Origin of the sequence: Amycolatopsis echigonensis (assembly GCF_014174495.1) — a bacterium.
Lineage (GTDB): Bacteria > Actinomycetota > Actinomycetes > Mycobacteriales > Pseudonocardiaceae > Amycolatopsis > Amycolatopsis echigonensis.
This window is the reverse complement of the sequence record NZ_JACJHR010000015.1, coordinates 23,096-49,565: the sequence shown is the minus strand read 5'-3', so window position 1 is coordinate 49,565 and position 26,470 is coordinate 23,096. Positions and strand designations below refer to the sequence as shown.

Sequence of the window (26,470 nt, the reverse complement as noted above, 5' to 3'; positions counted from 1 at the left end):
GTCGCCTCCCCCTTGCCGCTCCCGAGAATGTCCACCCTAAGCGTCCGCCACGGGACCCTTCCCCGGTGCACCAGGTGTTCACCAGCGGTTCAACCCGCCGATGCGATCCGCTCGACGGCGGCGCGGAGCCGGTCCGGCGGGAGCGCGGCGTATCCGAGCACGAGGCCTGGATATCCCGCTGAGGTATGGGAATAAGTCGACAAAGCTGGAGCATGTACGCCTGCCGCGGCGAGCTTTTCCTGCAGCCGCACGTCATCGGTGCCGTCCGGGAGCCGGACGACCAGGTGCAGTCCGGCTGCGATCCCGACGGGCTGCCACTGTGGCAACCGCTGGGCGAGCGCTTCGATGAGCGCGTCACGACGGGCGCGATAGAGGCGCCGGGTGCGGCGCAGATGCCGGTCGTAACCGCCGGTGGCGATCAGATGCGCGAGTGCGGCTTGCGGGAGCGGCGGGCATCCCAGGTCATGCATTTCCTTGACCCGGGCCACGGCGTCGCGCAGTCGTCGCGGCGGAATGAGCCAGCCGATCCGCAACGCTGGCGCGAGCACCTTGCTGACGCTGCCGATGTACGCGACGTGATCCGGCGCGAGCGCGCGCATCGCGCCGAGAGCGGGACGGTCGTAGCGATGCTCGGCGTCGTAGTCGTCTTCCAGGATGAGCCCGCCGGTTTCCGCCGCCCACGCCAGCAGTTGCCGACGGCGTTCCGGATGCAACGCCACGCCGAGCGGGAACTGGTGCGCAGCGGTCACCAGCACGACGGAGCAGTCTGAAGTAGACAGTGCGTCGACGTTGATGCCTTTGTCGTCGACCGGAATCCCGATCGGACGCAGTCCGTGGTCTCGCAGCAGGTTCGCTTGGCCGTGGTGGCTCGGGTCCTCGACCGCGATGCGCTGGTCCGGCAAGGCTTCGGCCAGCAACGACAGTGCTTCGGCGGCACCGCTGGTGATCACGATGTCATCCGGGTTCGTCGGCAAGGCCCGGACTCGCCCGAGGTAGGCGGCCAGTTCCGCGCGCAGCGCCGGATGGCCGGTCGGATCGGGGTAGCCGAGACCGAGATCAGGCGTCGCGTTCAGGGCTTCTCGTTCGGCGGCAAGCCATTCGGCTCTCGGAAACGCTGACAACGCAGGCAGCCCGGGACGCAGGTCGAACTCCCAGGTCGGAGATTTCGCCGCACTGACCTCGGGTTTCGGCGCAGGACCGTCGATTGATGCAACGCGAGTGCCCGAACCATGCTTGCTCAGCAGGTAACCCTCGGCGGTGAGCTGCTCGTACAACGCGGTGACGGTGCCGCGCGCGACTCCGAGCTGGCGCGCGAGATCGCGACTCGACGGCAGCCGGGTGCCGACAGCCAGCCGTCCAGTGCGGATCGCGTCGCGCAACGCGCCTTCGACAGCGCGACCCCGGCGTCCGCCAGTGGCGGCGGGCAGGAGCAGCTCACGGATGGTTTCCACGGCCCCGACGGTACGGCGAAGTGGTCTAATTAGGCCACTGTCGAGTGGTCCTTCTGAATGGACCACTCTCCGCTGAAGACTGAGCGGCGTGAAACGGTCGATGGTGCTTTCAGGGGTGGCCGGTGCGGTGCTGGTCGGCGGATCGGTGCCGGTCACCGGCATGCTGGACGGGTATCCGGTGATCACCGGGCAAGCGCTGCGGTACGCGCTCGGCGGCCTTCTGCTGCTGGGCTGGGCGAAGGTCACGCGCAGTCCGCTGCCGCGCCCGAATCTGGGCGATCTGCCGACCCTGCTCGGCCTCGCCGCGACCGGGATGATCGGGTTCCAGGCCTGTCTGCTGCTGGCGCAACGCTACGCGGAACCCAGTGCGGTAGCGGCGTTTCTCGGGGCAAGTCCGCTCGTGCTCGCCTTGATCGCACCGATGCTCGACGGTCGCCGTCCGTCCGCCGCTCCAGTCGTGGGATCGGTACTGGCCGGACTCGGCATCGTGGTGCTGTCCGGTGGCGGATCCGCTTCCGCGCCAGGGCTGTTGCTGGCTGCGCTGGCGATGTTGTGCGAAGCGTCGTTCACCCTGCTCGCGGTGGGATTGCTGCGCCGGCTCGGACCGTTGGCGACCTCGACGTGGAGCTGTTTCACTGCTGCGGCAAGCGGTTCCGTGGTCGGGACGGTCGTCGATCCAGCCGGAGCCTGGCGGTGGCCGAACGCACGCGAACTCGTCGCGTTGCTGTTGCTGGCGATCCTGGTGACCGCGGTGGCGTTCGTGCTCTGGTACAGCTGCGTTGTCGGGCTGGGCGCGGACCGGGCGGGCCTGTTGATCGGGCTGATGCCGGTGTCCGGACTGGTCGTGGCGGTGCTGATCGGCGCGCAACGGTTCGAGTTGGCGGACCTGGCCGGGGTCACGCTCGTCGCCGCGGGTGTCGCATGCGGACTGCGCCCGGAAAGGTCCGTGAAGGACTCCTTGGGGGAATCAGGTTCCCTCAAGGAGTCCTTCACGGACAGCTGAAGCGCTACTTGCCGCCGCGCGCCATTCGCAGCACGTCGAGCGCCTCGTCCAGCTGCGCCTCGGTGAGCTTGCCGTCGCGGACATACCCGCGCTCCAGCACGACCTCGCGGATCGTCTTGAGTTCCTTGAGCGCCTGCTTCGCCACCGCGGCAGCTTCCTCGTAGCCGATGTACTTGTTGAGCGGCGTGACGATCGACGGCGACCCCTCGGCGTACTGTCGCGCGCGCTCGGCGTTCGCGGCGACCCCGGCGAACACCTTGTCCGCCAACAGTCGCGAGACGGCCGCGAGCAGCCGCGCCGATTCCAGCACGTTGCGCGCGATGACCGGCAGGTTGACGTTGAGCTGGAAGTTGCCCGCCGCGCCGGCGAACGCGACCGCCGCGTCGTTGCCGACGACCTGCGCGACGACCTGCAGCGTCGCTTCCGGGATGACCGGGTTGACCTTGCCCGGCATGATCGACGAACCCGGCTGCAGGTCCGGCAGCGCCAACTCGGCCAGCCCGGTGCGCGGGCCGGATCCCAGCCAGCGAAGGTCGTTCGCGATCTTGTTGAGCGACACCGCGACCGTGCGCAGGTGCCCGGAGGTTTCGACAACGCTGTCCTGCGTCGCCTGCGCCTCGAAGTGGTTGCGCGCCTCGGTGAGCGGCAACCCCGTGATCTGCGCCAGCTCGGCCGACACTGCCGCGCCGAACCCGTCGGGCGCGTTCAGACCGGAGCCGACCGCGGTGCCGCCGATCGGCAGCTCGCCCAGCCGCGGCAGACCGGACTGCAGCCGCTCGATGCCGAACCGGATCTGCGCCGCCCACGCACCTGCCTCCTGGCCGAGCGTGATCGGCACGGCGTCCATCAGGTGCGTGCGGCCGGACTTGACGACGTCCTGCCACTCCTCGGCGCGCCCCTCGATCGCGCCGGCGAGGTGCTCCAGCGCGGGGATGACGTCGGTGAGGACGGCCTCGGTGGCGGCGACGTGGATCGTCGTCGGGAAGGTGTCGTTGGACGACTGCGACGCGTTGACGTGGTCGTTCGGGTGCACGTCGCGGCCGAGCGCGCGGGTGGCCAGCGTCGCGATGACCTCGTTCGCGTTCATGTTGGACGACGTGCCCGAGCCGGTCTGGAAGACGTCGATCGGGAAGTGCTCGTCGTGCTTGCCCTCGGCGACCTCGTCGGCGGCCTTCGCGATCGCGTCGGCGACGTCGGTGTCGAGGACGCCAAGACGCGCGTTCACGCGGGCGGCGGCGGCCTTCAACAGGCCCAGCGCGCGGATCTGGGCGCGCTCGAGACCGCGGCCGGAGATGGGGAAGTTCTCGACGGCACGCTGCGTCTGCGCGCGGTAGAGCGCGTCGACCGGGACGCGGACCTCACCCATCGTGTCGTGTTCGATCCGGTATTCCTGTTCAGCCATACCCCCGATTCTGGCCCCGTTTCGCGCACGTGGCCGGGTGTTGTCGCCCACCCCGGCGACTAACCCGCGCCCGCCCCGCCACCACCCTCAACGGAATGGCTACGCCATACTGGTTACGACCAATGTGTTCTCGATCACCGCCACCCACCACTGGCATGGAGCGAGCCTCATGGATTACGACCTCGTCGTCATCGGAGCCGGTCCCACCGGCCTCTTCGCCGCCTACTACGCGGGATTCCGCGGCCTGTCGATGGCCGTCGTCGATTCGCTGCCCGAACCCGGCGGCCAGGTCACCGCGATGTATCCGGAGAAGATGATCTACGACGTCGGCGGGTTCCCCGCGGTTCGCGGCCGCGACCTCGTGCAGGGCCTGGTGGACCAGGCCGCGCCGTGGAAGCCGGACTACCTGCTCGGCCGCAAGGCGGAGAAGCTGGAGAGCGTCGACGGCGGGCTGGAGCTGACCCTCGACGGCGGTGACGTGCTGCGTGCGGGCGCGGTCCTGATCACCGCGGGCATCGGCGAGTTCACGCCCCGTCCGCTGCCCGCCGGGGACGGCTGGCTCGGCCGGGGGATGGTCCATTTCGTCCCGTCGCTCGCGGCCCACGCGGGCCAGCACGTCGTCGTGGTCGGCGGCGGGGATTCGGCGTTCGACTGGTGCCTGGCGCTGCACCCGGTCGCGGCGAGCGTGACGCTGGTGCACCGCCGCGCGAAGTTCCGGGCCGCGGAATCGATCGTGCGGCAGGTGCGGGAGCTGGGCGTGCGGCTGGTCACGGACGCCGAGGTGTCCCGGTTCGTGGAAGCCCCGGACGGTTCGCTGACGGCGGTCGACGTGACGGTAAAGGGCGGCGGGGAAGAGCAATTGCGCGCGGACGCTGTGGTCGCGGCGTTGGGATTCACCGCGGATTTGGGCCCGATCGAAAGCTGGGGGCTGGAAATCGATCACCGCGCGATTTCGGTGGACTCGACCATGGCGACGGCCCGGCCGCGCGTTTACGCGGCGGGGGACGTGGCGGCGTATCCGGGAAAGGTGAAGCTGATCGCGACGGGATTCGGGGAGGCGGCGACGGCGGTGAACAACATCGCGGTGGCGTTGAATCCCGAGGCGCATTTGTTCCCCGGGCATTCGAGCAACGTCGAGTGACTCAGCCGGTTTTCTCCGCCAGCCAAGGCTGATACGCCACCGCCGAGGTCGCGATCGACGGTGCCGATCCGCAGGCCGACGACCGGTTTCCCGGGCGGCTGACCATCCCGGCCAGCACCCACCGGTCGCCGTCGCGGAGCAGCTCTGGGCCTCCGGAATCGCCGTAGCACGAGCCGGATCCGCCGGGGCTTTCCGTGCACAGCTCGGAAGTTCCGTCGAACGTCGACGTGCATTTCGCGCCCGGCACCAGTTGCGTGTCGAGCTGGCGCAGTGTCTTCGACACCGGGCCGCAATTCGGCGTCGCGCATGTCTGGCCCCAGCCGATTACCCGGACCGCCGTGCCTGGTGCGGCCGAACCGGCGATCGCGATAGGCGCGGCTTTCACCGGAGCGGTCAGCCGGATCAGGCCGATGTCGCCCGTTTGCGTTTCGGCATTGAAATGCGGGTGCAGTACGAATTCCGCCGCTTTCGGAGTTTCCCCGCCCTCGTCCGCGTCGTTGCTGCCGACGCGCAACCCGAGCGTCGCCGGGTCCTTCGCGGACAGGCAATGCGCCGCGGTGACCACCCACGTGGGCGCGATCAGCGAGCCGCCGCAGAACAGCGCGCCGCCCGAAGTGTGCAGGGACACCGCGAACGGGTACGGCTGGTCCGCGTCGGTCCCGCCGACGATCGACGGCGCAGCGGGCCCGGCCGAAGCGCTGCCCGCGCTGAGCACGACTCCGGTGAGGACAGTCAGCACCAGCGCGAGCAGCCGTTTCGACACCGGGAAACTCCTTGGCAGATCAGGGCAGCGGAGGCACCACGTGGTCGTCCTCGTCGAGGTCGAGGTTGCCGTCGAAGTTGACCGACGAGTACGCCCGCAGCTTCTCGAGCCGGTGGTAGCCGTCGATCATTCTGACCGTCCCGGACTTCGACCGCATGACGATCGACTGCGTCGTCGCGCCGCCCGCCCGGTAGTGGACGCCGCGCAGCAGGTCGCCGTCGGTGACGCCGGTCGCGCAGAAGAACACGTTGTCGCCGGTGACCAGGTCGTCGTTGAGCAGGATCCGGTCCAGATCGTGGCCCGCCGCGAGCGCCTTCTCGCGCTCCGCGTCGTCCTTCGGCCACAGCCGGCCCTGCAGCTCGCCGCCGAGGCACTTCATCGCGCAGGCGGCGATGATGCCCTCGGGCGTCCCGCCGATGCCGAGCAGCATGTCGACGCCGGTGGTCGGCCGGGCCGCGGCGATGGCCCCCGCGACGTCGCCGTCCGAGATGAACCGGATCCGGGCCCCCGCCTCGCGGACCTCCTTGACCAGCTGCTCGTGCCGCGGCCGGTCGAGGATGCAGACCGTCACGTCGCTGACGCTGGAGTTCTTCGCCTTCGCCACGCGCCGGATGTTCTCCGCGACCGGGGCGGAGATGTCCACCTTGCCCGCCGCGTCCGGGCCGACGGCCAGCTTCTCCATGTAGAACACCGCGGACGGGTCGAACATCGCGCCGCGCTCGGCGACGGCGAGCACGGCCAGCGCGTTCGGCATGCCCTTCGCCATGAGCGTGGTGCCGTCGACCGGGTCGACCGCGACGTCGCAGTCCGGGCCGTCGCCGTTGCCGACTTCTTCGCCGTTGAACAGCATCGGCGCTTCGTCCTTCTCGCCCTCGCCGATGACGACGACGCCGCGCATCGAGACGGTGGAGACGAGCTGGCGCATCGCGTCGACGGCAGCACCGTCGCCGCCGATCTTGTCGCCGCGGCCGACCCAGCGGCCGGCCGCCATCGCGGCTGCCTCGGTCACCCGCACCAGTTCCATGGCGAGGTTGCGATCAGGCGCTTCGCGTCGGCTGCGGTCACTGGCGGTGGTCATGGTGGCCTCCCGGAACACGGTTCGTCAGCGGGTGCCCAGTCTGTCAGATCCCGGAACCACCTGACCGATTCAGCCACGCATGGTGCACGTCACTCTGTGTCGTCGTCGGTCTCGACCGAGGCCAGCGCGGCCTCGATCCGCTCGCGGGCGCCTTCCAGATGCCGTTCGCACACCTTGGCGAGCCGCTCGCCCTTCTCCCAGAGCTCGAGCGACTGCTCCAGGGACAGCCCGCCGGCCTCGAGTTCCTTCACCACTTCGACGAGCTGGTCGCGGGCCTGCTCGTAACCGAGTCCGGCGGTGTCTGCTTCGCTCACGTTCTCCGACCTTGTGGTGCACGGGGCTGTCGGCGCAGACTACCGCGTTCGGCGGCGGTTCCGGGCTGGCCGGGGACGCTGGGGCGAGTCCGCCGCGGGCAAGCCACCACCGCGCTGGCCATCGCGTGGTCGTACCCGACGAAAGCCAGCGCGAACTCTTGCCCGTCACCGTCCGCGATGGCGTCTTCGAGGTTCTCCTGCGCGCTCGCCACCCGTCGCCGGTGCCCGGTCCCTTCGGCGAACCACCACCGGACGCCGACGTGCTCCGACGTCGCCTCGGACAGTCGCCTGAGCTGCGGAGCCAGTCCGCGCCGGGCGGCGGTGCCGCAGCCCGCGAGCAGCGCCGTCCAGCATTCGTCGGCCGCGCGGTCGGTGACCAGGGCCTGCCGCAGCAGGAGACCGGCGTCGAGCCGGGCGGCGGCGTCCACCGTGAGCGGGAGGAACGCCGGGGCCCGGTGCATCACGGCCGCTCTCCTTCCGGTACGGGTGTCGTCGGCTCGACGGATTCGGCCACCGCGTGGACCGCCCCGTCGGCGACCCGCACGCGCAGCCGCGCACCGTCCTCGATCTGGGAGACGGAGCGGAGCACGTGGAGGTTGCCCGCGGAATCAGTGAACTGGACAACGGCGTATCCGCGCTCCATCGTGGCCGCCGGGCCGAGCGCGGTCAGCCTGCCCCGCGCGTTCGCGACTTCCGCCTGGTCCTTGGCGAGCAGGCTGAGCATCGCGCGACGGCCGCGTTCGCGGTGCATCTCGACGTCGCTGAGCCTGCGTTCGATCGGACCCAGCGGATCGGCCAGCGACGGACGGCTGCGGAGCTGGGTCAGCAGCCGCGTCTCCCGGTCGACCCAGCCGTGCAGCGCGCGACGGCCGCGGTCGCGCATCTGCCGCACCCGGGCGGTTTCCTCGCGGACGTCCGGCACGATGCGCTTGCTCGCGTCGGTCGGAGTGGAGCAGCGCAGGTCGGCGACGTGATCGAGCAGCGGCGTGTCCGGCTCGTGCCCGATGGCGCTGACGATCGGCGTGCCCGCGGCCGCGACCGCCCGGCACAGCGCTTCGTCGGAGAACGGCAGCAGGTCCTCGACGCTGCCGCCGCCGCGGGCGATGACGATCACGTCGATGTCCGGATCTTTGTCCAAGATGGACAGTGCGCGGAGGATTTGCGGCACCGCCTGCGAACCCTGCACGGCGGTGTTCAGCACCTTGAACAACACGTGCGGCCAGCGTGCCTGTGCGTTCGCCAGCACGTCCCGCTCGGCCGCCGACGCGCGTCCGGTGATCAGGCCGATTCCCTTGGGCAGAAAGGGAATCGGACGTTTCCGCTCCCGGGCGAACATGCCCTCGGCGGCCAGCAGCTTGCGCAGCCGTTCGATCCGCGCGAGCAGTTCGCCGATGCCGACCGCGCGGATCTGGTCCGCGCGCAGGCTCAGCGTGCCGCGGCCGAAGAAGAACGACGGCTTGGCGTGGATGACCACCCGGTCGCCTTCGCGCAGCGGCGTCGGCAGTTCGCGCACCAGCCACATCGGACAGGTGACGGACATCGAGACGTCCGCGGACGGGTCGCGCAGGGTCAGGAACGCGGTCTGCGTGCCGGGCCGCGCGTTCATCTGCGTGACCTGGCCTTCGACCCAGACGTCGCCGAGCCGGTGGATCCAGTCGCCGATTTTGCGCGCGACGGTGCGGACCGGCCACGGATTCTCCGCGCTGGTGGCGGGGTCGTTGCTCACTGGCCTTCCGCGGGGTCGCCCGGCTGTTCCTCGGCCTTGCGCGCGTTGCCGATCCGCCGCGTCAGCATGCCGACGAACGACGCGCGGTCGGCGTGGGCCTTCTCGTACTCCAGCAGCTCCTCCAGCTGGGGCACGGTCAGCCGGCGCAGCCGGGCGCGCAGCTGCGGCAGGGTCAGCTCGTCGTAATTGCCCAGGCCAGCCGGGCCGGAGCTGTCGTTCTCGCCCTCGGAGTGCTCCTCGGCGAGCGCGCGGGTCTCCTCGACCCACGGATCGTCGATGGTTTCCGCGGGGAGATCCGGCGGCTGCGTGCGGTGGCCGTTGGTGCGCGGCTCGGGCAGGTCGTCGACCGGCACGAGCGTGGGCCGGGGCCGGGCGAACTCGGGCTCGGCGTCCTCGTCGAACGTGGCCCAGCTGGGGGTGTCCTCGACCGGGCGCAGCATCGACAGCGCGTCGTCGCCTTTGATGGCCAGCTCGGTGACGTGCTGCTGGACGCGCATGGACAGCTGCAGCACCTGGCTCACGACGGTGACCGGCAGGCCGGTGAGCTGCTTCGGGAGCTCACGAACCCGCTCGGCGGTGGTGACGGCGAGGCCCGCGGCGACCCGGAGGGGGAGCGGGAGTGGCTTCATGGGTCCAGCGTGCCGCATCCAGGCCGTCCTGCCCAACCGAACGGGTGGCCAGAGGCACCGGACGTGACGCCCGGCACAGCCTGAATGGCCGCGGCGGTCATCCGAACGAGGACTTCAACCCCGGATCGGCACTGCCCGTACCCTGGAGGCATGACTTCTGCGAGTCCCGGAACCGAACCCGCCGGTACCCCGACGATCACCCGGTCCGGCGCCGCCAAACGCGTGCTGCTCGCGAAGCCGCGCGGTTACTGCGCCGGCGTTGACCGCGCTGTCGTCGCCGTCGAGAAGGCGCTCGAGCTGTACGGGCCGCCGGTGTACGTGCGCAAGGAAATCGTGCACAACCGGCATGTCGTCGACACCCTGCGCGAACGCGGTGTGATTTTCGTCGACGAGACCTCCGAGGTGCCCGAGGGCGCGCTCGTGGTGTTCTCCGCGCACGGCGTCTCGCCCGCGGTGCACGCCGAGGCCGCGGAGCGGAACCTGCGCACCATCGACGCGACCTGCCCGTTGGTCACCAAGGTGCACAAAGAGGTCAACCGGTTCGCGAAGGACGACTACGACATCCTCCTCATCGGCCACGAAGGCCACGAGGAGGTCGAGGGCACGGCCGGTGAGGCTCCGGAGAAGGTGCAGCTGGTCGACAAGCCCGAGGACGTCGACAAGGTCGACGTGCGCGATCCGTCGAAGGTGATCTGGCTGTCGCAGACGACGCTGTCGGTGGACGAGACGATGGAACGCGTCGACCAGCTGCGCGACCGCTTCCCGACCTTGGCCGACCCGCCCAGCGACGACATCTGTTACGCCACCACCAACCGCCAGGTCGCGGTCAAGGCGATGGCCCCGGAGTGCGACCTGGTGCTGGTCGTCGGCTCGAAGAACTCGTCGAACTCGAAGCGGCTGGTAGAGGTCGCGTTGAAGGCTGGCGCGTCGGCTTCGCACCTGATCGACTTCGCGTCCGAGGTCGACGAGGCGTGGCTGGAGGGCGTGTCGACGGTCGGGGTCACGTCGGGTGCCTCCGTGCCGGACGTGCTGGTGATGGACCTGCTGAAGTGGCTGGCCGAGCGCGGGTACGGGCAGGTGGACGAGGTGACCACGGCGAACGAGAAGATCGCGTTCGCGTTGCCTAAGGAGCTTCGGAAGGCTGTTAAGCCGGAGTCCTGAGGGCAGGTTGTCTTCCGCATGTCTCTCCTCGCGGTGATTTCTGGCGAGGGAGTTCGGATCGGCGGGCTTTCGTTTGGTGCTGCGATGTTCGGCCGGGCGCGCGGTGCGCTTTGCCGCTGTACCGATTAGTCGAGAGCTGATCTTTGCTTCGGGACCCGTCATGCCTGGCAACTCCGCGTGAAGCTTGTCCACTGAGCAGCCACGGCGCTGGGAATCCCTTTAGCCACAACGAAAAGGCCGCCGACCCCGGTGAGGGGATCGGCGGCCTTTTCGTTTGCCTGCGGAGTGCCTGCCTTGTGCGCTCGGTCAGCCTTCGTCTTCCCAAGGACGCTGGCGGCGGGGCGGTTCCCGGCGAGGCGGACGCGGACGTCCGGGCGGCGGCTCGTCCCCGCGCGGCCGACGACGCGGCGGCGGTGCGTCGCCCCGCGGATCACGACGGCGCGGATCGCCTTCCGGCGGCCGGGGACGACGACCCTCCGGAGGCGGCTTGCGGCCACCGCGCGGAGCGTTCGGATCCAACGGCTCGCGCCGCGGACGGGCACCCGGGTCGGCAGGCGGACGCGGACGGCGCGGCGGCGGAGCGTCGAGATCCCGGTCCCGAGGCGGACGGCGACGGTTGCCCGGAGGCGGCGTCTGACCGGACTGCCCGGTGCGACCGGCAGGCGGACGCGAGCGCGGACGGCTGGCTTTGTCGTCGTCCTCGTTCCGGCCGCGCGGGACCTTGCCGTCCTTGATCTTGACGGGAGCGTCCGGGTCGCGTTCGCGGTAGATCCGGAAGAAGCCGAAGAGCAGCGTGACGCCGGTGGTGACCGCCATCGTCGGGAAGCCCTTGATCAGCGGCGTGCCGATGTTGAGCAGCTTCGACAGAGTGTCGCTGGCCTCCGAACCCCCGCCGGTCAGCAGCACGACGCCCGGCACGGTGACGGCGAGCACCAGCGGCGGCTGCACCATCGGACCGAACAGCCCGCGTCTTTGCACCGCACCGACCGCGATCACGGCCCCGAGGAAGTAGCCGGCCTTGAAAACAAAACCGAGGCTGCCGGAGGACTTCTCGTCGATGATGGCGCCGAGCACTGCCAAGCCGAAGCCCACGAGCACGGCCGCCCACCAGGGCAGGCCGCGCCTCGTGCCGACGACGAGACGCTCGTCCCACGGCACGGGGGCGTCATCGGCATCAGGATCGCTCTGGCGATCGCGTATCGCGGTCACGAGGCACACCGTAGCCCGTACTTGTCACGATCTTGTTGGCACTGCCGAGGACAGCACGAAGCAGCCACTCGACCGCATGACATTTCGTACGGTCGAGCGGTACCCGCGGTACGGCCTGTCCGCCCCGCTCCGCCGGACGGGGAACCAGTGGACCAGACCTCTGACCAGCGGTGATACCGACGGTATGGTCTGGCTGCCCGTTTCCCGGCCCTGCGCTGACCCCAGGCTAGGCCACCAGCCGACAACGGCAACGGCGGCATCGCCGGTCCCGTTCCGGAACATTCGCCGTTCCGGAACTTGACCAGGAATTGACGTTCCCGTGAGCCGCCTGAGCGTTCAGACCCTGCCCGTGCGACGTCGGAACCCTGCCCTTTCGCCCGCCCGGGCGGCAGTGTCCAACCTGGACTCCGCCGTTGGTTCCGGGCAATCCGGACTCCGGCGCGCGCTCGCTCGACGCGCGCCACCGCCGAAAGCTGCCGACGGCGGAGGACGTGATCACGCGGACCGCGGCCCCGCCTTGCCTGCCGACACACTCTCGCGGCTCGCCGCTCATCGGGACGGCGCTCAGCGGACGTTCGACGCCTGCCGCCTCGCTGCGGTGCGCTACCGCTCCCGGCAAACGCCCGTGCGAGACCGCACTCCGTAGGCAAGTCGTCAGGGCAGCCGTGCCAGACGTCGCTGGGACGCTCTGCCGATCCGGCTGCCAGCTCACGCCCCGCCGGACCGAGCCGACCGCGCTCGCCCCGCCAGGCTGTGCCGCCGACGTTCGCCCCGCCAGGCTGTGCCGCCGACGTTCGCCCCGCCAGGCTGTGCCGCCGACGTTCGCCCCCGTCAGACTGCGCCGCCAATGCTCGCCCCACCGGGCCGCGTTGGCGAGGCTCACCCCGCCGGTAGGCGCTGGCGAGGCTCACGCCGCCGGGCCGTGCCGCTCAGCTTGCTCCGTCAGGTCAGGCTGCCAAGGCTCACGCCGTCGGGCACCGCCCTGTCGGAGCTCACGACCGCCGGGCCGCGCCGCCCAGCCTGGATGCACCACATCGCACCCGCTGAGACCTACGCCACGGGATCGCGCCGCTGAGACTCGCTCCGCCAGTTCGCGCTTCCGCGCTCGTTCCGCCGGGCCGTGCCCGCCGGGACTGTGTCATCGGATCCGTGTCGCAGTCTCATACCGTCGGACCGTGCCGCCACACCCAAGGCCCGCCACACAGCGCTGGCGTCGCGTCACCACCCCGCCTGACCGAACTCCGCTCGACCCCAAAGCCCTGCCAGGCTCCAAGCATCAGCTCGCATCCAGCGAACCTGAGGCCGTCATCCCGACGCCCGCAAGCGACGCTGCCAGACCCGTCCCGCGAAAGCAGGCGTCGATCGTCCGATCGCGACTGTCGAGCCTGCGGCCATCGCACCGCTCCCTCAACCAGCTGCCACCTCGTCTCCCTTCCGAAGCTGCGGCACCGGTGCCGGACTGCCCGACGCGTCGGTGAGCGGCGCGACTGTCGCACGGAACGACTCCAGTGCCTCGAGTTCCCGACGACGGGCCGAGACGAAGCGCTGCAGGTGCGTCGTGGACAGATTCAGCGCCTCGACCGCATTGCCCGCGGCGCGGTGCGCGGCGGCGGCGCCCGCGCGCACTTGCTCGACGTCCTCGACGAGCGCCCGGTCGCTGGCGGCGAACAGCGCAGCCGACGCGAGTACCCCGAATCCCGTTGGGCCGCACAGGAAGACGCGACGGTCGATCAGCCAGCGCAGCAGTTCGGGATCGGTGTCGAGAGCGGCGACCACGGCAGCGTCGGACGGGATGAACATGATGGTGCCGTAAATCGCGTCCGCCCAGCGCTGGTAGCCCTTGCCCGCCAGCTCCGCCGCGCGGGAGCGCAGCTGCCGGACGTGGACGCGCAGCGCGTCGAGCCGTTCCTCCGGGTCGTCGGTCTCGACCGCCTCCGCCCAGATGGCCATGCTCGCCTTCGCGTCGACCGGAACTGCCCGGCCGCCGCCGACATTCAGCACCAGGTCGGGCTTGGCGCTCCCGCCGCCGCCCAGATCGGTCTGCAGGGTGAAGTGCAGTCCCTCCCGCAGTCCGAGTGCGCGCGCGGTTTCCACGAGCACCTGCTCGCCGAGTTCGCCGCGGCCGTGGATCGACGCGAACGCCACCTCGTACCGGCGCAGCGCGAGCTGCTGCTGGTCGCCTTTCGCGCGCTCCGCCGCCACGAGCCGCGCGGCCGCGTCGGCGCGGCGCATTCCGTCGTTGTACAGCCGCCACAGTGCGACTACCGCGACGCACAGGAGCAGCGCGAGCACGACGGCCGCGGTGGTGATCACCGTCTCCACCCGGTCCTCCTCTCCGTCGGGTCCGGCGGGTGTCCGGACGCGAGACATCATGGCGGACCGCACTGACAAAAACCGGCACCCGCGGTCGCGCTGCGTAGCTGACCTGCGACTTTCCAGATCCGAGGCTGGGCGTGTCCGCAGTGGACCTGGATCGGCTTCGTACACACGTTCGAGTGGGGTACCGGCGTGCCTCCGGGATTTCGTCAGGGTCTGCTCCTAACGTGGTCGCCGTGAGAGTCCTCCATACGTCTGACTGGCACGTCGGCCGCACGTTCCACGGCGCCGATCTGCTCACCGAACAGGAGGCCGCCCTCACGCACATCGCCGAACTCGTCGACCGCGAGTCGGTCGACGTCGTGGTGGTGGCCGGTGACATCTACGACCGAGCGGTGCCGTCCGCCGAAGCTGTCCGCGTCGCCACGGCCGCGATGACCCGCATCCGCCGGGCCGGCGCGGAACTCGTGGTCACGCCGGGCAACCACGATTCGGCCGCGCGGCTGGGCGCGTTCGCCGAATTCGCGGCGGCGGGCGGGCTGCACGTCCGCGCGACCGTCGAAGGCATCGCGGAACCTGTTGTGCTGCACGACGAACACGGCGAGGTCGCGTTCTACGGTATCCCGTATCTCGAACCCGAGCCGTCGCGGCACGCATTGGGCGTGCCGCAGGCGCGCGGCCACACCGGTGTGCTCGGCGAGGCGATGCGGCGGGTGCGGGACGATTTGGTCACTCGTCCAGGAACTCGATCCGTAGTGCTGGCGCACGCTTTCGTCACCGGCGGCGAGGCCAGCGAATCGGAGCGCACCATCGCGGTCGGCGGCGTCGAGCAGGTTCCCGGCTCGGTCTTCGACGGCGTGGACTATGTGGCGCTCGGGCATTTGCACGGACCGCAGACGCTCGCGGACCACCTCCGGTATTCCGGAAGTCCGCTGGCGTACTCGTTTTCCGAAGCGCGGCAACGGAAATCGGTATGGTTCGTGGATCTCGACGCCACCGGCCTGGCCGAGGTCCGCCGGCACGAGCTGCCGGTGCCGCGTCCGCTCGCGACGCTCTCCGGCGAGCTCGCCGCCTTGCTCGAGGACCCGGAGCATGAGCAATGGCGCGAGCATTTCCTCTCGATCACCGTCACTGATCGAGTGCGCCCGATCGATGCGATGCGGTTGCTGCAGGGCCGTTTTCCCTACGCGGTGCACATGGATTGGCGACCCGATGGCGGGGTCGCCGGCACCGAACTGAAGTATGCCGAAGCAGTGCGCGGGCGCAGTGACATCGAGATCGCGCGCAGTTTCCTCGACGACTGCCGCGGCGCTCCGCCGACTGAACGCGAGGAGCGGCTCGTGCACCTGGCGCTCGAAGCAGCGAACCGGGCGGCGGTGGAGAAGCCGTGAGACTGCATCTGCTGGAGGTAGAAGCCTTCGGCCCCTATGCGGGGCGGGAGGTGGTGGACTTCGACGCCCTTGGCGCCGACGGTCTCTTCCTTCTCCACGGCGACACCGGCGCGGGCAAAACCACGCTGCTCGACGCGATCGCGTTCGCGTTGTTCGGCGTGGTGCCGGGCGCGCGCGGCGACGTCAAGCGGTTGCGGTGCGATCTCGCCGAGCGCGATCGGCAAACCGAGGTAGTGCTGGAGCTGACCGTGCAGGGTCAGCGGCTGCGGATCGTGCGCAGCCCGGAGTACCAGCGGCCGAAGAAACGCGGCGACGGATTCACCACGCAGCAGGCCCGGGTTTCACTGACCTGGGTCGGCGAACCGCCCGCCGGGCTGCCGGCCGACGGGAGCATCCGCATCGACGAGGTGGCGCGCACCGTCGAGCGACTGCTGGGCATGACGGCGGCGCAGTTCTTCCAGGTCGTGCTGCTGCCGCAAGGAGAGTTCGCGAAGTTCCTCCGCAGCGACACCACGGAGCGCGAGAAGCTGCTGGAACGGCTTTTCGGCACCGAGCGGTTCTCCGACGTCGAACGCTGGTTCGCGGACCTTCGCGCGGAACGCGGCCGGGCGCTGGAAAAGCGGCAGCAGGAGGTCCGCGAGCTGCTCGCCCGCTACGCCCAGGAAGCGCAGCAGGAACCGCCGGAGGAAGGACAGCCGGAATGGGTCGAGGCTGTGCTGGCCGAGGTCGCTACCCGGGCCGAGGCAGTGGAAACCGAGGCGGCGCAAGCACGTTCGGCGGCGAAGGCCGCTGAGGTCGCTTTGCGCGAGGCGGAGGAGGACGCGGAAAAGATCCGCCGGGTCCGCACCGCGCACACCCGGCTGACGCAGGTCGCCGAGCAGACGGCCGAACGTGCTGAGTGGACGGAAGAGATCGCGGCGGCTCGGCGCGCTGCCGCGGTGGTTCCTGAGGCCGAGCTGATGGACCGGCGCACGGCCGAACTCGGTGATGCGCAGGTGCTGGTGGCGGACCGGATCCGAGACCTCGCCGACCTCGGTTTCGACGCGGTCGGCCTCGCCGTCGCCGACCTTCGCGAGCGCGCGGGTTCCGTCCGCGAGGAGGCTGGCGCTCTCGCCGAGTTGGCGGCGGAGGCCGACCAGCAGAAGAGCGACGAACAACGCCGTGCGGAGCGGCAGAAAGTCGCGGAGAAGGCCGCCGAGCAGGTTGCCGGGCTCGCGGAGCGATTGGCGGAGTTGCCCGGTCTGATTTCCGCTGCGCGTACCGAAGCGACAGTGGCTGGCGAAGCGGCGGCGAAGCTGGACGGTGCGAGGTCTCGCGTCGAAGAGCTGACGGCGCTCACTCGTGCGGCCGAGGAGTTGCCGCCGGCTGAAGCCAAGGTCGCGCGCGGCGAAGCGAAGCTGCGCGAAGTGGTCGACGAGCACCAGGCGGCTCGGCAGCGTCGGCTCGATCTCCGCGAACGGCGTCTCGACGGAATGGCAGCAGAGTTGGCTGCTGGCTTGGCCGAGGGAGCGCCGTGCCCGGTGTGCGGGTCGGCCGAACATCCGGTACTGGCGAACCATGACGCGCCTCTGGTGGATGCGGATGAGGAACGCGCTGCCGAAGAGGCCGAGCAGAAGGCGTCGGCGTTGCGTCAGCGCGTGGTGTCGGCGTTGGAGGAGGCCAAGGCGCGGGTTGTCTCCTTGCGCGAACGGTTGGACGGACGCACCGCGGAGGAGATCGCGACCGCGCTGACCGAAGCCCGTGCGGTCGTCGCGGAACTCTCCGAAAAGGCGCAGCGCAAGGATCAACTGAACGCGAAGGTCGCTGAACTGGAGCGCAGCGCCGAGCAGTTGGCCGGACAGCAGCGCCTCGCTGAGCAGACGGTCACCGAGGCGAACGCCGAGATCCGGGCGTTGGACGTGCGGATGGCCGAGCGCGAGCAGCGGCTGGTCGCAGGCAGGGGAGAATTCCCGGACGTTCCCGTCCGGCGACAGCATTTGCTCACGCTTGCTGGTGCGCTCGACTTGGCGGCGGAGGCGCACACCGCGGTGTCCGGAGCGGAGGCCCGGCTCGCGGAGCAACGGGATCTGGTGGAAATCTCGTTGCACGCCAAGGGGTTCTCGACCCTCGAAGAAATGCGCGCCGCGGTCCGGACCGATGAGCAGGTCACGAAGCTCGAACAGGGCCTCGCTGAGGCGGAAGCCATGGCCGCCGGTGCGCGGGAGATGCTCGCGCAACCGGAACTGTTCGGGATCTCGCCGGACGACACGGTGGACGTCGCGCCGCTGGCCGAGCGAGCGATGGAGACGCGGGCTCGTGCGGACACCGCTTTTGCCGCGCTGCAAGCGGTTTCGGCGCAACACCGCGAACTGGTGAAGCTGGCTGGGCGGTTGAGCACAGCGCTGTCGGAGCTGCGTCCGCTGGAGGAGGAGTACGCCGAACTTCGGGCACTGTCCGAAGTGGTCAACGGGCGGGGGCAGAACTCACGGAAGATGTCGTTGCGCTCGTACGTCCTGGCTGCTCGGCTGGAGGAGGTCGCGCTCGCGGCGACCGCACGGCTGCGGACCATGAGCCAGGGCCGCTACTCGTTCGTGCACTCGGACGCGGCCGGTGCGCGTGGTACCAGGGGCGGCCTCGGCCTCGACGTGCTGGACGACTACTCCGGCACGGTGCGCCCAGCGAAAACGCTGTCGGGCGGCGAGTCGTTCCTCGCGTCGCTGTCGCTCGCGCTGGGCCTGGCCGACGTGGTGGCAGGCGAAACCGGCGGTGCGCTGCTCGACACCCTTTTCGTGGACGAGGGTTTCGGCACGCTGGACGCCGAGACGCTGGACGTGGTGATGAACATCCTCGACGAACTCCGTGCTGGTGGCCGCGTGGTGGGCCTGGTGTCGCACGTCGAGGAGCTCCGCCAGCGCATCCCCACGCGCCTGCGGGTGCGGAAGTCCCGCACCGGGTCGAAAGTGGAGCTGCAGATGGCCTGACGAGAGCAGGATGCTCCTGCGCCGTGTTGACGGCTGCGGCTCCTTCGCCGGGTTGCTGATGGCCTGGCCGGGCGGCTCGCGACGACAGTCGCATTGCGGTGCTCGCGGCAGGGCTAGCCGGGATGTGGTTGGCCGGTGAGCGGCTGGCTGGATGTGGTTGGCCGGTGAGCGGGCTGAGCGCTGCGGCTGGCGGTTGCTGCGGTGGTGCCCGAGTCGGGCGCTGTCAGTGGTGGGCAGTTGGTGCAGTCGTTGGGTGGCCGCTGCGGTGGTGGGCCGAGCTGGCTGCTGTGGCCGAGCCGGGTGCCGTCGATGGCGGGCTGTGGTCGGCTGCCGTGCCGGTGGCGGGCTGTGGCTGCCGTGGCGGTGGTGGGCTGTGGTCGGCTGCTGTAGCGGTCGTGGGCCGAGCCGGGCGCTGTCGGCGGTCGTAGCCGAGGTGGGCCGAGCAGCGCTGTCGGCGGGAACAGACGGCCGTCAGGCGCGATCGGCCAGCAAACTCCGCCACGCGCGGCGGCTCCGCGCCGCCACCTTGACCGCGTTCGCCCGCGGGCGAACGCGGGCGAAGCCAACCACAACGCGGCCCGAGCCGACCCGCGACGCCGTCCGAGCCAATCGTGACCCGGCTCGAGCGAACTGCTACCTGGCCCGAGTCAGCCGCAACGTGGCCCAAGCCAGCCGTGACCCGGCCCGAGCGAACTGCGACCTGGCCGGAGCCAACCGCGACGCGGCCCGAGCGAACCGCAACCTGGCCCTAGTCAGCCGCGACGCGGCCCGAGCGAACCGCAACCTGGCCCTAGTCAGCCGCAACGCGGCCCGAGCCAACTGCGAGCTGGCCCGAGTCAACCGCGACCCGGCTCGAGCCAACTCCAACGACCTCAGCCGCCCCCGGCCTCGTGTGAACCGTCAGGCGGATTCTTCGTGGTGCAGAAGCCACCGCTTCGCGTCCACGCCCCAGCGGAAGTTGCCGATCGCTCCGCCGGTCCGCACGACTCGGTGGCAGGGCACGAACAGGGCAGCCGCGTTGCGGGCGCAGGCGGTCGCTGCCGCGCGGACTGCGGAGGGGTTGCCGGAGAGGGCGGCGTACTCCGCGTAGCTCACTGGGCTTCCGGCGGGGACCTTGCGCAGCATCTCCCACGCGTGCTCGCGGAAGGGGCCGGATCGTTGCCGTACCTCGATGTCGGCCACGGCGTCGAGGTCGCCGCCGTGGTAGCGGCGGATCGCGGCGGTTACCGGGCCCAGGTCGCGGCGTTCGGTGAGGGTCGTCGGGGCTAGGGACGGCGAGATGAGCGGCGTCAGCTCGGCGACGTCGCCCGTCCAGCCGGAGGCCAGTACGGCACCGTCGCCGGTTGCGACTGCGGTGAACGGGCCGATCTTGGTGTCCAAAGTGGACCAGAAGGCGGTGGGCACGGAAAGTCTCCTCAAGCGGTTCGGGAACTGAGATAGCGGCTGGCGTAAGAACTCCACGGCTGCCAGTCGCGCGCGGACGTCGCCAGGTCGATGCCCAGCTCGGCCGCTCCGCGGCGGACGGCTGGGTCGCCGGTCAACAGGACGTCGGGGGCGCTGAGCAGGCGCATCACGACGTAGTCGGCGGTGCCGGAATCGACGCCGGCCGCGAGCATTTCGGCGCGCAACTCGTCGGCGTCCCGGCCCACGTGCAGGTCTAGTTCACCGGCGACGATCGCGGCGGCGACCTCCTTGACCAGCGGCTTCACGTCGGCCTCGGCGATGGCTGACGGGCTCGGGAACAGGGTCGTCAGGGCGTCCATGGGTGGGTCGGCGGGCGGGACTGGCTCGCCAAGTTCGACGACGTCGGCCACGTCCTCGCCCAGCAGGGCGCGGAGCAGAACTTCCGGGCCGTCAACGGCGCCCGGTACGCGGATGCCCGGAGTGGCGGCGACCAGCGGGGCCAGCGCCGAATCGGCGGAGAGCACGCGTGAGACGGCTTCCGGGTCGGCGTCCAGGTCCGACAGCCGCCGCACTCGGCTGACGGCGCTGCTCAGGTCACGCAGATCCGAAAGGGCCAGGTCGCACTGCACGTAGCCAGCGCGCGGGCTGACCCACACCGAGCCCGGGCCGTGGGGCAGCCGCAAGGTGCGGCCGTAGCCATCGTCCGAGACGGCTTCGATGCCCGGCAGCGCCCGGGAGGCGTGGTAGTTCAGCACGCCCGCGGCGTCGAACGGGGCACGGAACGGCAGGCGGAGGCTGAGCCGCGTCGCGCCGGTGGGTTCGCTGCGGTTTCCGCGGCGCAGGCTCGCCGCGCGCAGCTGTGACGGGGTTGTCGCGAACACCTCGCGGATCGTCTCGTTGAACTGGCGGATGCTGGAGAACCCGGCTGCGAACGCGACGTCCGTGAGCTGCAGTTGCGACATCTCGATCAGCAACCGCGCCGAGTGGGCGCGATGGGCTCGGGCGAGGCGGATGGGCCCCGCGCCCAGCTCGGCCGTCAACACGCGGCCGAGCTGGCGTTCCGAGTAGCCGAGCTGACGGGCCAAGCCGGGCACACCCTCGCGCTCGACCAGGCCGTCCGAAATCAGCCGCATCGCGCGGGCGGCCAGGTCGGCGCGCACGTTCCAATCCGGCGAACCCGGGACCGCGTCCGGCAGGCAGCGGCGGCACGCGCGGAAACCACCGGCCTGCGCGGCGGCCGAAGTGGGATAGAAACGGACGTTCTGCGCCTTCGGCGTGAGCGCCGGGCAGGACGGGCGGCAGTAGATGCCCGTGGTGCGCACCGCCATGATGAACTGGCCGTCGAACCGCTGGTCGCGGGCGGTCACCGCGCGGTAGCAGCGCTCGGTGTCACGCCAGATCGGGATGGTCGAGGTAGCCATGCCGTCGATCATGCCAGCAGGTGAGAGCCCTGACTGGCGGAAAACCGACACGACGTTGCGGCCGCGCTCACCGGGTCGGCGGGGGCCCGCGCGCAGCACGTAGACTTACCGGCCGTGAGTCTCACCCTCGGTATCGTCGGCCTGCCCAACGTCGGCAAGTCCACCCTGTTCAACGCGCTGACGCGCAACGACGTGCTCGCCGCGAACTACCCGTTCGCCACGATCGAGCCCAACGTCGGCGTCGTGCCGCTGCCGGACCCGCGGCTGGACAAGCTGGCCGAGGTCTTCTCGTCCGAGAAGATCGTGCCCGCCGTGGTGTCCTTTGTGGACATCGCGGGCATCGTGAAGGGCGCTTCCGAGGGGGCCGGGCTCGGCAACAAGTTCCTCGCGAACATCCGCGAGGCCAACGCGATCTGCCAGGTCATCCGCGTGTTCGACGACCCGGACGTGGTGCACGTCGACGGCCGGATCGACCCGATGTCCGACATCGAGACGATCAACACCGAGCTGATCCTCGCCGACCTGCAGACGCTCGAGAAGGCGCTGCCGCGGCTCGAGAAAGAGGCGCGCACCAAGAAGGAAGCGCGGCCGGCGCTCGAAAACGCCCAGAAGGCCAAGGAAATCCTCGACTCCGGGCGCACGCTGTTCCAGGCGCAGAAGGACGTCGACGGCGAGGCGCTGCGCGAACTGAGCCTGCTCACCACGAAGCCGTTCCTGTACGTCTTCAACGCCGACGAGGCCGTGCTCACCGACGAGGCGCGCCGCGAGGAGCTGGCGAAGCTCGTCGCGCCGGCGGACGCGGTGTTCCTCGACGCCAAGGTCGAAGCCGAACTGCTGGAGCTGGACGACGAGGAGTCCGTCCGCGAGCTGCTGGAGTCCGTCGGCCAGATGGAACCGGGCCTGCACGCGCTGGCCCGCGCCGGTTTCCACACGCTCGGCCTGCAGACGTACCTCACGGCCGGCCCGAAGGAATCGCGCGCCTGGACGATCCCGCAGGGCGCGACCGCCCCGCAGGCCGCCGGCGTGATCCACACGGACTTCGAGCGCGGCTTCATCAAGGCCGAGGTCGTGTCGTTCGAAGACCTCGTCGAGGCGGGCTCGATGGCGGCCGCGCGCTCGGCGGGCAAGGTCCGCATGGAGGGCAAGGACTACGTGATGGCGGACGGTGACGTCGTGGAGTTCCGCTTCAACGTCTAGCCTCACCAAAAGGCGTAGCTGTCGCTTCCGGCACGCATAACCGAGCAGGCATGACTTCAGGTCGGCAACCGGGGCCTCCGACGGGATGGAGCCCCGCCGTGAGCGCCAGCACGCTTTCGCGGTTTCTGGCACTGCCCGGACTCACCAGGTGCTGACGAGCGACCTGGCCGCGGCGTCGGCATCCCGGCCCGAAAGCTGCGCGGCCACGGCGGTTTTCAGTACGGCTGCTGCCTGCGCGAAGATCATTTCAGACGAATTGACCAGGTCGAAGCCTGCGCGGTCGATTGTGAGTGTCCCGGCTGGGAGGCCGGGCCTTCCGCTTCAACGTTTGAGCCCCGCCGCCGCGCAGGTTCTTTCCTGGGAAGGATCCTTCCTAGGAAAGAACCCGAACTGGTACCCCTTCGCGCCTTGAACGACTGTGGAAGGCAGACCGGGGAAACGCCCCGGGCCTGACTGAGGAGGCTTCATGGCCACCGGCACCGTCGAGCACGTCAAGTTCCGCAATCGCGACATGTACTGGGACATCGCGGCGGATCTGCACTTTCCGCCGGGCTTCGACGAGTCCAAGACCTATCCCGCGATCGTCGTGGCGCATCCGATCGGCAGCTGCAAGGAGCAGACCTCCGGCAACGTCTACGCCCCCGCTCTCGCGGAGGCCGGAAACGTGGTCATCGCGTTCGACGCCAGCTTCCAGGGCGCGAGCGGCGGCGAACCGCGGTTCCTCGAGGACCCTGCCCAGCGTGTCCAGGACTTCAGCCGCGTCGTCGATTACCTCGTGACCCTTCCGTACGTCGACGCCGACCGGATCGGCGTGCTCGGGATTTGCGGCGGCGGCGGGTACACCCTCGCGGCAGCGAAGACCGAGAAGCGCTTCAAGGTCGTGGCGTCCGTCACCGGTGCCAACTTCGGACGGCTCCAGCGAGAGATGGCGGGTCAGAACGGCGGCGTCATCCAGGCGCTCAGCACGATCGGCCAGCAGCGCACCGCGGAGGCGCGCGGCGAGCAGAGCGCGGTCAACGGCTTCCTGCCTGATACGGCTGAGGCCGCGAAGCAGACCGGAGACATCGACATCATCGAGGCCTTCGAGTACTACCGCACCGATCGCGGCCAGGCGGAGCACGGCTGCGTCCTGTTCGAGGCCGCGCACGGCACGGCGGTGCTGGGCTGGGACGCGTTCTACCTGGCCGAAGAACTGCTCGACCAGCCGCTGCTGATCGTGATCGGCGACAAGGACAAGCAGGGCGCGTTCGGTGCTTACCGCGACGGCCACGAGATCTACGAGCGGGCCGCGTCCGCCGACAAGACTCTCCTTGAGATCGACGGTGCTTCGCACTACGACCTGTACGACCGTCCGAACGGGGCGGGCGAGGCGTTGAAGACGATCGTTCCCTTCTTCAACGACAAGCTCTGACCCGCAGTTCCGAACGAGTCGACCATCGCCTCGGCAGGACGGCGGTCCTGCCGAGGCCAGTGTTCAGCTCAGTTCGGTGACGCTGGGAACGACCACGCCGTACAGATCGCCGATGGTCGCCAGCGCGCTGGCGTGCAGTTGGTCAGCGCTCACTTCCCCGGCCGGAGTCGGCAACGGCCGCGTGGCGCAGGCGTCGGCGACGACGGTCGGGTGGTTGCCGCGCAGGAACGCGCCCTCGGTGGTGAACGTGACGCACATGTTGGTCATGAACCCGGCGATCACCACGTTTTTGTGCCCAGCTGCGTCGACCTGCTCGCCTAGGTCGGTGTTCACAAACGAGTTCGGTGCGCTCTTGACGACGACCGGCTCGCCCTCGATCGGAGCGACGTCCGGGTGGATGCCGCCGATTTCGGCTCGGATGTCGTACGGCGTGCCCTCGCCGCTGTCGTGGGCGACATGGATCACCTTCGCTCCGGCGGCGCGGGCCTTGGCGAGCAACTGTTTCGCCGCGGTCAGCGCCGGCCGCCAGCCTTCCAGCTCCATCACGCCGCGGGTGTAGGTGTTCTGGTAGTCGACCAGGATCAGCGTCGCGTCGGCCAGCGTCGCCGGGGTCTGGTCGAGACCGCTTAGCTCCCGCAGCGTTTTCCTTGCCATAGTGGGGTTTCCTCTCGTTTCCGTTCCGCACGACCGACGCTAGACTCGGCGTCGGATGTCGGCAATGACATGCGAAGCGCAGAAACCGACACGGGAGTGCGATGAAGAGGCTGCTGGTCGTCGTCCTGTTCGACCAGATCGACCTGCTCGACGTGACCGGTCCCGCTGAGGTGTTTTCCTTGCTGCAGCGGGAAATGAGCCGCCCGACCGGCTACGAGGTGGTGCTCGCGGCGGAGACGCTGGAGCCGGTGACCACCTCGGCCGGGGTGCGCGTCGTGCCGGACGTGACCTTCGCAGAGCTGTCCCGGAAGGCGATCGACACCCTGATCGTGCCCGGCGCGGTGACCACCGGAGAGAACGGGAAGGTCATCGCCCGATGCGACCCGGCGGTGGTCGAGGAGGTCCGCCGCCTGGCCGGGCGGACGCGCCGGGTGGCGTCCGTTTGCGTCGGCGCGCACATCCTCGCGGCGGCGGGGCTGCTCGACGGCAAACGCGCCACTACGCACTGGTCGACCGCCCGGCAGCTTGCTGCGGAGCATCCAGCGGTGACTGTCGACGCGGACCCGATTTTCATCCGCGACGGTTCCGTGTGGACCGGTGCCGGGCTGAGTGCTTGCCTCGATCTCGCGCTGGCCTTGGTGGCCGACGATTTCGGCCCGAAATTGGCTTCGCGGGTGGCTCGTCAGCTGGTGATGTTCCTGCGGCGGCCGGGCGGGCAGAGCCAGTTCAGCGTGTCACTGGAGCCCGCGTCCGCGACCCGGCGGGTGGACGAGCTGCGGCAGTACATCGCGGCTCATCTGTCCGATCCGCTGACGGTGTCCGATCTCGCCGCGCATGCGCACGTGACGGATCGGCAGATCACGCGGGTGTTCAAGGCGGAGTTGGGGATGACGCCCGCCGCCTACGTCGAGCACGCGCGGGTCGAGGCGGCGCGGCATCGGCTGGAGACGACTGACGAGACGTTGTCGCGGATCGCCGGGGCATGCGGATTCGGCACCGTTTCGACGCTGAACCGGTCTTTTCGGCGGACTCTGAACACGACGCCTAACGAATACCGAGAGCGGTTCCGGATCGGTTAGTGGCAGCGGAATATTCCTTGCCGGGCCGCGCCGCCCTGGAGCTACCGCGACGACGTGCTGAGCTACACCTGCCACCTGGCGGCCTTGATGGCGGACGGCGCCGATCTCAGCCAGGTCGAGGACGGGACGCTCCCGTCGGCTCCGTGGCGTTCATGATCGCCTTCGCGGCGACCGTCGTGGTGCAGCTGAGGAAAGCCCGGCGGCGCAAGATCGCGGCGCTTCCGAAACCGTGAGTGACAGCTCGCCTCGTGAAGGGGCGACGCTTCAGGTGGCGGTGAACCCCGAGAACCCGGCCGAATCAGTCCCCGAGGGGGCGACCGGGTCCGGGGTGATCGGCTGCGCGTCGATCGCGATCGGGACCATCGGGATCGCCATGTTCTGGTTCATCCGGATGTTCCCGCTGCCGTAACGGCTCAGCCGAGCAGGCCGAGCACCACCATCGACAGGAGGACGACAGTGGGCGCGAACACCGCGACCCAGGTGCGCTGTGCGGCGGTGAGCTGGGCGGATGTGCTGTTCATGGCGGGTCCTAGCGGGGCGAGTGCCGATGATTACCGCTGGGTTAGCGCCTTGATCTAGCTCACCGTTACCGCTTGTGATCAAGGTCACGACGGTTGCGCGCGGTGTGCCACAGCACCCCGCCCGCGGCGGCCACCATCAGGCCGAACGAACCGATTCCCACCACGAGTGCCTGGACCATGCTGGCCTCCTTTCGTCGCGTCTGTTCGGAAGACGCGCGAAGGGGCCGTTCATGGTGCCA

The 26,470-nt window shown here is 69.8% G+C and carries 22 protein-coding genes; 8 read left to right on the top strand and 14 right to left on the bottom strand.

From position 1 onward, the window contains the following. Nucleotides 1-89: 89 nt before the first annotated feature. Nucleotides 90-1,451: a MocR-like pyridoxine biosynthesis transcription factor PdxR gene (pdxR, locus tag H5411_RS13165; protein ID WP_183123901.1), complete on the bottom strand. Its 1,362-nt coding sequence runs from the start codon at nt 1,449-1,451 to the stop codon at nt 90-92. 88 nt (nt 1,452-1,539) lie between these two features. Here pdxR and H5411_RS13160 point away from each other — a divergent pair, with 88 nt between their 5' ends. Further along, nucleotides 1,540-2,454: a DMT family transporter gene (locus tag H5411_RS13160; protein ID WP_312878187.1), complete on the top strand. Its 915-nt coding sequence runs from the start codon at nt 1,540-1,542 to the stop codon at nt 2,452-2,454. Between the two features lie 4 nt (nt 2,455-2,458). Here the strand turns inward: H5411_RS13160 and H5411_RS13155 are convergent, their stop codons facing one another. Further along, nucleotides 2,459-3,856, bottom strand: a complete 1,398-nt coding sequence (locus tag H5411_RS13155) for a class II fumarate hydratase (protein ID WP_183123900.1) — start codon at nt 3,854-3,856, stop codon at nt 2,459-2,461. A gap of 169 nt (nt 3,857-4,025) precedes the next feature. Here H5411_RS13155 and H5411_RS13150 point away from each other — a divergent pair, with 169 nt between their 5' ends. Beyond that, on the top strand, nt 4,026-4,997 hold the full coding sequence (locus tag H5411_RS13150) for an NAD(P)/FAD-dependent oxidoreductase (RefSeq protein ID WP_101437772.1): 972 nt from the start codon (nt 4,026-4,028) through the stop codon (nt 4,995-4,997). Nucleotide 4,998: 1 nt separating this feature from the next. On the opposite strand, the gene H5411_RS13145 is transcribed toward H5411_RS13150, so the two are convergent. The 6 genes from H5411_RS13145 to H5411_RS13120 all read right to left on the bottom strand — a co-directional run bounded on the left by H5411_RS13145 (nt 4,999) and on the right by H5411_RS13120 (nt 9,507). Then, a complete protein-coding gene (locus tag H5411_RS13145; RefSeq protein ID WP_101437773.1) occupies nt 4,999-5,760 on the bottom strand; it encodes a S1 family peptidase in 762 nt (253 codons plus the stop codon). A gap of 19 nt (nt 5,761-5,779) precedes the next feature. Next, the gene (gene glpX / locus H5411_RS13140; RefSeq protein WP_167442003.1) at nt 5,780-6,838 is read right to left on the bottom strand and encodes a class II fructose-bisphosphatase; all 1,059 of its coding nucleotides are present in this window, start codon (nt 6,836-6,838) and stop codon (nt 5,780-5,782) included. A gap of 89 nt (nt 6,839-6,927) precedes the next feature. Beyond that, nucleotides 6,928-7,152 (bottom strand): exodeoxyribonuclease VII small subunit, encoded by a 225-nt coding sequence (locus H5411_RS13135; protein ID WP_037367840.1) that lies wholly within the window; start codon nt 7,150-7,152, stop codon nt 6,928-6,930. Then, nucleotides 7,149-7,613 carry a hypothetical protein gene (locus H5411_RS13130; protein WP_101437774.1) on the bottom strand — a complete coding sequence of 155 codons (465 nt, stop codon included), beginning with the start codon at nt 7,611-7,613 and terminating at the stop codon, nt 7,149-7,151. The genes H5411_RS13135 and H5411_RS13130 overlap by 4 nt, the downstream gene beginning before the upstream one ends. Further along, entirely contained in the window at nt 7,613-8,878 is a 1,266-nt protein-coding gene (gene xseA, locus H5411_RS13125; protein ID WP_101437775.1) for an exodeoxyribonuclease VII large subunit, read from the bottom strand. The genes H5411_RS13130 and xseA overlap by 1 nt, the downstream gene beginning before the upstream one ends. Then, the gene (locus tag H5411_RS13120; protein ID WP_101437776.1) at nt 8,875-9,507 is read right to left on the bottom strand and encodes a lipid droplet-associated protein; all 633 of its coding nucleotides are present in this window, start codon (nt 9,505-9,507) and stop codon (nt 8,875-8,877) included. The genes xseA and H5411_RS13120 overlap by 4 nt, the downstream gene beginning before the upstream one ends. A gap of 150 nt (nt 9,508-9,657) precedes the next feature. Here H5411_RS13120 and H5411_RS13115 point away from each other — a divergent pair, with 150 nt between their 5' ends. Then, on the top strand, nt 9,658-10,668 hold the full coding sequence (locus H5411_RS13115; protein WP_167442004.1) for a 4-hydroxy-3-methylbut-2-enyl diphosphate reductase: 1,011 nt from the start codon (nt 9,658-9,660) through the stop codon (nt 10,666-10,668). A 306-nt stretch (nt 10,669-10,974) separates the two neighbouring features. Here the strand turns inward: H5411_RS13115 and H5411_RS13110 are convergent, their stop codons facing one another. Together H5411_RS13110 and rmuC are read right to left on the bottom strand one after the other, a co-directional pair. Continuing rightward, nucleotides 10,975-11,877, bottom strand: a complete 903-nt coding sequence (locus H5411_RS13110; RefSeq protein ID WP_167442005.1) for a DUF6542 domain-containing protein — start codon at nt 11,875-11,877, stop codon at nt 10,975-10,977. A 1,407-nt stretch (nt 11,878-13,284) separates the two neighbouring features. After that, nucleotides 13,285-14,199 (bottom strand): DNA recombination protein RmuC, encoded by a 915-nt coding sequence (rmuC, locus tag H5411_RS13105; protein WP_101437778.1) that lies wholly within the window; start codon nt 14,197-14,199, stop codon nt 13,285-13,287. 230 nt (nt 14,200-14,429) lie between these two features. Here rmuC and H5411_RS13100 point away from each other — a divergent pair, with 230 nt between their 5' ends. After that, entirely contained in the window at nt 14,430-15,584 is a 1,155-nt protein-coding gene (locus tag H5411_RS13100) for an exonuclease SbcCD subunit D (RefSeq protein WP_183123899.1), read from the top strand. Continuing rightward, nucleotides 15,581-18,544, top strand: coding sequence for an AAA family ATPase (locus H5411_RS13095; RefSeq protein WP_183123898.1), 2,964 nt, complete (start codon nt 15,581-15,583; stop codon nt 18,542-18,544). Before H5411_RS13100 ends, H5411_RS13095 begins: the two co-directional genes overlap by 4 nt. A gap of 900 nt (nt 18,545-19,444) precedes the next feature. On the opposite strand, the gene H5411_RS13090 is transcribed toward H5411_RS13095, so the two are convergent. Together H5411_RS13090 and H5411_RS13085 are read right to left on the bottom strand one after the other, a co-directional pair. Then, on the bottom strand, nt 19,445-19,948 hold the full coding sequence (locus H5411_RS13090) for a methylated-DNA--[protein]-cysteine S-methyltransferase (RefSeq protein ID WP_101437781.1): 504 nt from the start codon (nt 19,946-19,948) through the stop codon (nt 19,445-19,447). A gap of 11 nt (nt 19,949-19,959) precedes the next feature. Then, nucleotides 19,960-21,369, bottom strand: coding sequence for a DNA-3-methyladenine glycosylase 2 family protein (locus H5411_RS13085; protein ID WP_183123897.1), 1,410 nt, complete (start codon nt 21,367-21,369; stop codon nt 19,960-19,962). Between the two features lie 114 nt (nt 21,370-21,483). Here H5411_RS13085 and ychF point away from each other — a divergent pair, with 114 nt between their 5' ends. Together ychF and H5411_RS13075 are read left to right on the top strand one after the other, a co-directional pair. Continuing rightward, on the top strand, nt 21,484-22,566 hold the full coding sequence (gene ychF, locus H5411_RS13080) for a redox-regulated ATPase YchF (protein ID WP_101437783.1): 1,083 nt from the start codon (nt 21,484-21,486) through the stop codon (nt 22,564-22,566). Nucleotides 22,567-23,032: 466 nt separating this feature from the next. Next, on the top strand, nt 23,033-23,977 hold the full coding sequence (locus H5411_RS13075; protein WP_183123896.1) for an alpha/beta hydrolase: 945 nt from the start codon (nt 23,033-23,035) through the stop codon (nt 23,975-23,977). 63 nt (nt 23,978-24,040) lie between these two features. Here the strand turns inward: H5411_RS13075 and H5411_RS13070 are convergent, their stop codons facing one another. Continuing rightward, on the bottom strand, nt 24,041-24,631 hold the full coding sequence (locus tag H5411_RS13070) for a cysteine hydrolase family protein (protein ID WP_183123895.1): 591 nt from the start codon (nt 24,629-24,631) through the stop codon (nt 24,041-24,043). A gap of 101 nt (nt 24,632-24,732) precedes the next feature. On the opposite strand from H5411_RS13070, the gene H5411_RS13065 reads away from it, so the two are divergent. Next, nucleotides 24,733-25,710, top strand: coding sequence for a GlxA family transcriptional regulator (locus H5411_RS13065; protein ID WP_183123894.1), 978 nt, complete (start codon nt 24,733-24,735; stop codon nt 25,708-25,710). Between the two features lie 264 nt (nt 25,711-25,974). Here H5411_RS13065 and H5411_RS48420 read toward each other — a convergent pair whose 3' ends face one another. Next, nucleotides 25,975-26,097, bottom strand: coding sequence for a hypothetical protein (locus H5411_RS48420; protein ID WP_281377202.1), 123 nt, complete (start codon nt 26,095-26,097; stop codon nt 25,975-25,977). Nucleotides 26,098-26,470 lie beyond the last annotated feature (373 nt).

Coding starts and splice junctions, on each gene's coding strand:
- H5411_RS13155 (WP_183123900.1), bottom strand. CDS start 3,856: ATGGCTGAACAGGAATACCGGATCGAACACGACACGATGGGTGAGGTC.
- H5411_RS13150 (WP_101437772.1), top strand. CDS start 4,026: ATGGATTACGACCTCGTCGTCATCGGAGCCGGTCCCACCGGCCTCTTC.
- glpX (WP_167442003.1), bottom strand. CDS start 6,838: ATGACCACCGCCAGTGACCGCAGCCGACGCGAAGCGCCTGATCGCAAC.
- H5411_RS13130 (WP_101437774.1), bottom strand. CDS start 7,613: ATGCACCGGGCCCCGGCGTTCCTCCCGCTCACGGTGGACGCCGCCGCC.
- H5411_RS13120 (WP_101437776.1), bottom strand. CDS start 9,507: ATGAAGCCACTCCCGCTCCCCCTCCGGGTCGCCGCGGGCCTCGCCGTC.
- H5411_RS13115 (WP_167442004.1), top strand. CDS start 9,658: ATGACTTCTGCGAGTCCCGGAACCGAACCCGCCGGTACCCCGACGATC.
- H5411_RS13085 (WP_183123897.1), bottom strand. CDS start 21,369: ATGGCTACCTCGACCATCCCGATCTGGCGTGACACCGAGCGCTGCTAC.
- H5411_RS13075 (WP_183123896.1), top strand. CDS start 23,033: ATGGCCACCGGCACCGTCGAGCACGTCAAGTTCCGCAATCGCGACATG.
- H5411_RS13070 (WP_183123895.1), bottom strand. CDS start 24,631: ATGGCAAGGAAAACGCTGCGGGAGCTAAGCGGTCTCGACCAGACCCCG.
- H5411_RS13065 (WP_183123894.1), top strand. CDS start 24,733: ATGAAGAGGCTGCTGGTCGTCGTCCTGTTCGACCAGATCGACCTGCTC.
- H5411_RS48420 (WP_281377202.1), bottom strand. CDS start 26,097: ATGAACCAGAACATGGCGATCCCGATGGTCCCGATCGCGATCGACGCG.